Source organism: Peterkaempfera griseoplana (assembly GCF_001418575.1).
Lineage (GTDB): Bacteria > Actinomycetota > Actinomycetes > Streptomycetales > Streptomycetaceae > Peterkaempfera > Peterkaempfera griseoplana.
The window spans coordinates 1-3,619 of sequence record NZ_LIQR01000657.1 but is presented as its reverse complement, the minus strand read 5'-3'; the positions used below and the strand labels follow the sequence as shown (position 1 = coordinate 3,619).

4 protein-coding genes are annotated in these 3,619 nt (G+C 75.4%); 3 read left to right on the top strand and 1 reads right to left on the bottom strand.

Going from position 1 to position 3,619, the window contains the following annotated elements:
* The 3 genes from AOK09_RS34930 to AOK09_RS34920 form a co-directional block, all read left to right on the top strand.
* Positions 1-963 (top strand): vWA domain-containing protein (locus AOK09_RS34930; RefSeq protein ID WP_157876164.1); only part of this gene is annotated, 963 nt, incomplete at its 5' end.
* Positions 964-967: 4 nt separating this feature from the next.
* On the top strand, positions 968-1,564 hold the full coding sequence (gene cobO / locus AOK09_RS41495; RefSeq protein WP_055591218.1) for a cob(I)yrinic acid a,c-diamide adenosyltransferase: 597 nt from the start codon (positions 968-970) through the stop codon (positions 1,562-1,564).
* Positions 1,561-2,970 (top strand): cobyrinate a,c-diamide synthase, encoded by a 1,410-nt coding sequence (locus AOK09_RS34920; RefSeq protein ID WP_079063667.1) that lies wholly within the window; start codon positions 1,561-1,563, stop codon positions 2,968-2,970. The genes cobO and AOK09_RS34920 overlap by 4 nt, the downstream gene beginning before the upstream one ends.
* Here AOK09_RS34920 and AOK09_RS34915 read toward each other — a convergent pair.
* The coding region (locus tag AOK09_RS34915; RefSeq protein ID WP_157876163.1) for an extracellular solute-binding protein at positions 2,927-3,619 on the bottom strand (693 nt) is incomplete at its 5' end. The genes AOK09_RS34920 and AOK09_RS34915 overlap by 44 nt on opposite strands.

The following is a 3,619-nucleotide window of genomic DNA, read 5'->3' as shown; positions in this document are numbered from 1 at the left end:
GGCCAGGACCGAGGTGGCCCGGACGCAGGTGGCCCGGACGGCGGAGCCTCAGAGGAGGCGGCGCCCGGGACTCCCACGCCCTCGGCCGACACCCCCGGCGCACCTCCCCAGTCGGCGCCCGTCGGCGCCGGGGACCCGTACCGCACCCGGGTGCTGAAGGTGCCGGGGCTCGGCCGGGGCGCCCAGGGGCGCCGCTCCCGGGCGGAGACCGACGGCGGCCACACCGTGCGGGCGCGCCGCCCCGCCGGGCTGCTCGGCGGCCTGCACCTCGCCGCCACCGTGCAGGCCGCCGCCCCCCACCAGCGGGACCGGGGCCGCAGCGGCCGGGCCCTGGTGCTGCGGCGCGACGACTTCCGGGAGAAGGTCAGGGAGGGACGGGAGTCCAACCTGGTCCTCTTCGTGGTGGACGCCTCCGGGTCGATGGCGGCCCGGCAGCGGATGACCGCCGTCAAGGGCGCGGTGCTCTCCCTGCTGATGGACGCCTACCAGCGCCGCGACAAGGTGGGGCTGGTGACCTTCCGGGGCTCGGCGGCGGAGCTGGCGCTGCCGCCGACGTCCTCCGTGGAGGTCGGCGCCGCCCGGCTGGAGCAGCTGCCCACCGGCGGCCGCACCCCGCTGGCCGCGGGGCTGCTGCGGGCCCATGAGGTGCTGCGGCTGGAGCGGCTGCGCGACCCGCACCGGCGCCCGCTGCTGGTGGTGGTCACCGACGGCCGGGCCACCGGGGGCCGCGATCCGCTGGGCGACGCCCGCCGCGCCGCCGCCCTGCTGGCCGCGCAGGGGACGGCCGCGGTGGTGCTGGACTGCGAGTCCGGCCCGGTGCGGCTCGGCCTGGCCGGCTCGCTCGCCGTGGAGCTGGGCGCCGTCGCGGTGGCTCTGGAGGAGCTGCGGGCGGACGGCGTGGCGGCCCTGGTCCGGGACGTCCGGACCGCGTACTCGACCACTCCCACCAGGAAGGCGGCCTGAGCAGATGCCGCAAGGACAGCCGACCACGGTCCCCGACGACGGCCTGACGACCCGTCAGCGCCGTACGCAGCCGGTGCTGGCCGTGCACACCGGCCCCGGCAAGGGCAAGTCCACCGCCGCCTTCGGCCTGGCGCTGCGCGGCTGGAACCAGGGCTGGCCGATCGGGGTGTTCCAGTTCGTCAAGTCGGCCAAGTGGAAGGTCGGCGAGGAGCGGGCGCTGCGTGTCCTCGGCGCCTCCGGGGAGGGCGGGCCCGTCGTCTGGCACAAGATGGGCGAGGGCTGGTCCTGGGTGCAGCGGCATCCGGAGTCCAACGAGGAGGCCGCCCGGGAGGGGTGGGAGCAGGTGAAGCGCGATCTGGCCGCCGAGACCCACCGGCTCTACGTCCTGGACGAGTTCACCTACCCCCTACACTGGGGCTGGGTGGACACCGACGAGGTGGTCTCGGTGCTGCGGGACCGCCCGGGCTCCCAGCATGTGGTGATCACCGGCCGTCACGCCCCGCAGGCGCTGCTGGACGCGGCCGACCTGGTCACCGAGATGACCAAGGTGAAGCACCCCATGGACGCGGGCCGCAAGGGCCAGCGCGGCATCGAGTGGTGAACCCGCCCCGCATCGTGGTCGCCGCCCCGTCCTCCGGGGCGGGCAAGACCACCGTCGCCACCGGCCTGATGGCGGCGCTGACCGCCCGCGGCCTGGCGGTCTCCCCGCACAAGGTGGGCCCGGACTACATCGACCCGGGCTACCACGCGCTGGCCACCGGTCGGCCGGGCCGCAATCTGGACCCCTTCCTGTGCGGGCCCGAGCGGCTCGCCCCGCTGCTGCTGCACGGTGCCCGCGGCGCGCACGTGGCGGTGGTGGAGGGCGTGATGGGGCTCTTCGACGGCGCCGCCGGACGGGGTGAGCTGGCCTCCACCGCCCAGGTGTCCAAGGTGCTGCGCGCCCCGGTGGTGCTGGTGGTGGACGCCTCCGCGCAGTCCCGCTCGGTGGCCGCTCTGGTGCACGGGTTCGCCTCCTGGGATCCGCAGGTGCGCCTCGGCGGGGTGATCCTCAACCGGGTCGCCTCCGACCGCCATGAGCGGTTGCTCCGCGAGGCGCTGGAGGAGGGCTCGGGGGTGCCGGTGCTGGGGGCGCTGCGCCGCACCGACTCGGTGGCCACGCCCTCGCGCCATCTGGGTCTGGTCCCGGCCGCCGAGCGTGACGCCGAGGCGGTGCGCGCGGTACGCGACATGGGCGCCCTGGTACGGGAGGGCGTCGACCTGGACGCCGTACTGGCGCTGGCCCGGTCCGCCCCGCCGCTGCCCGGACCGCCGTGGGACCCGGCGGCGGAGATCGCCGCGCTGGGCGGCCCGGTGGCCGGGCGCCCCCGGATCGCGCTGGCCGGCGGGGCGGCGTTCACCTTCTGCTACGCCGAGCACGCCGAGCTGCTGACCGCCGCCGGGGCCGAGGCGGTCCCCTTCGATCCGCTGCGGGACGAGGCCCTGCCGGAGAACACCGCGGGCCTGGTGGTCGGCGGCGGCTTCCCCGAGGTGTACGCGGCGCAACTGTCGGCCAACCGTCCGCTGCGCGCGGCGGTGGCGGCGCTGGCCGCCTCGGGCGCGCCGGTGGCGGCGGAGTGCGCAGGGCTGCTCTATCTGGCGCGGTCGCTGGACGGCCGGCCGATGTGCGGGGTGCTGGACGCCGACGCCCGGATGGGCGAGCGGCTCACCCTCGGCTACCGGGAGGCGGTGGCGCTGCACGACAGCCCGCTGGCGGCGGCGGGAACCCGGGTGCGGGGCCACGAGTTCCACCGCACGGTCTGCGAACCGCAGGCGGGCCCGGTCGCGGCATGGGGCCTGCGCACCCCGGACGGGCCACGCACCGAGGGCTTTGTGAGCTCCTCGGTGCATGCCTCCTATCTGCATCTGCACTGGGCGGGCGCACCCGGTGTGCCGCTGCGGCTGGCCGGGCACGCCGCGGGGGGCGCTAGCCGAGCGCCTTCATCTTCGCCACGAACTGGGTCGCGCTGACCTTGCCGGCGAAGAGCTTGCTGACCTCGTCGAGCATGACGGGGGCCTGGTCCCCGGGCAGCGCCTGGTCCCAGGAGAGGGTGAAGCTGGGGGCCCGCTGCACCGTCACGTACTGGAAGGAGGCGAAGTCGGGGTTGGGCGAGGAGGTGAGCATCACCCCGGCGATCGCGGTGGTGGGCACGTCACCGTTCTTCACCAGCGCCTCGGCGTAGCTCTGGGAGGCCATGGCCTTGACGAAGGCCAGGGCGGCCTTCTGGTGCTTGGCCGCGGTGTTGATGGACCAGTAGTTGCTGGGGTTGCCCACCACGTCCGCCACGTTGCCGGCGCCGTTGCCCATGCTGGGGAAGGTGGTCCAGCCCAGGCCGCTCTTGGCGAACTGCGGGTTCTTGCTCAGCTGGGTGGAGTACTCCCAGGAGCCCATCAGGTGCATCCCGGCCTGGCCCTTGGCCAGCAGGGTCGAGGCGACACCGCCGTTGTACGGGACGGTGCCGAAGCGGGTGCCGAAGTCGCCCTCGCTGACCATCTGCCGCACCATCTTCGCGGCCTGGAGCACCGCCGGGTCGCCCCAGGCGGAGGAGTCGCCGTTCTGGATCCTCTGGAAGACCTTGGGGCCGCCGAGCCGGTCCAGCAGGTACTCCAGCCACATCAG